Source organism: Vibrio sp. 811, assembly GCF_033339195.1.
Genome location: NZ_JAWOUB010000086.1, coordinates 1 through 1,190 on the forward strand (window position 1 = coordinate 1; position 1,190 = coordinate 1,190).

Sequence of the window (1,190 nt, forward strand, 5' to 3'; positions counted from 1 at the left end):
TGTCTAAAGAAAAATTTGAACGTACGAAACCGCACGTTAACGTTGGTACTATCGGCCACGTTGACCACGGTAAAACAACTCTAACTGCAGCTATCTGTACTACTCTTGCTAAAGTTTACGGCGGTGTAGCTAAAGACTTCGCATCTATCGATAACGCTCCAGAAGAGCGTGAGCGCGGTATCACAATCGCAACTTCTCACGTTGAGTACGACACTCCATCACGCCACTACGCACACGTTGACTGTCCAGGACACGCTGACTATGTTAAAAACATGATCACTGGTGCTGCACAGATGGACGGTGGTATCCTAGTTGTTGCTGCGACAGATGGCCCAATGCCACAAACTCGTGAGCACATCCTACTAGGCCGTCAGGTTGGTATCCCATACATCATCGTATTCATGAACAAATGTGACATGGTTGACGATGAAGAGCTACTAGAACTAGTAGAAATGGAAGTTCGTGAACTTCTATCTGAATACGATTTCCCAGGTGATGACCTACCAGTTATCCAAGGTTCTGCACTAGGCGCACTAAACGGCGAAGAGCAGTGGGAAGCGAAAATCGTTGAACTAGCAGAAGCTCTAGATACTTACATCCCTGAGCCAGAGCGTGCGGTAGATCAGCCATTCCTAATGCCTATCGAAGACGTATTCTCAATCCAAGGTCGTGGTACAGTAGTAACTGGCCGTATCGAGCGTGGTATCCTAACTGTAGGTGACGAAGTTGCTATCGTAGGTATCAAAGACACTACTACAACTACATGTACTGGTGTTGAGATGTTCCGTAAGCTTCTAGACGAAGGCCGTGCAGGTGAGAACGTTGGTGCACTTCTACGTGGTACTAAGCGTGACGAAGTTGAACGTGGTCAAGTACTAGCTAAGCCTGGTTCAATCACTCCACACACTAAGTTCGAATCAGAAGTATACGTACTGTCTAAAGATGAAGGTGGTCGTCACACTCCATTCTTCAAAGGCTACCGTCCACAGTTCTACTTCCGTACAACTGACGTAACTGGTGACATCCAGCTACCAGACGGCGTAGAAATGGTAATGCCAGGCGACAACGTACAGATGACTGTAGAGCTAATCGCACCAATCGCAATGGACGAAGGTCTACGTTTCGCGATCCGTGAAGGTGGCCGTACAGTAGGTGCTGGTGTTGTTGCTAAGATCTTCGACTAATTCATA

Annotated in this window: 1 protein-coding gene; it reads left to right on the forward strand. The window is 47.3% G+C overall.

What is annotated here, in order from left to right; all coding sequences use genetic code 11:
• The coding region (gene tuf / locus R7Q46_RS24980) for an elongation factor Tu (protein WP_017822038.1) at positions 1-1,184 on the forward strand (1,184 nt) is incomplete at its 5' end.
• Positions 1,185-1,190: the final 6 nt, after the last annotated feature.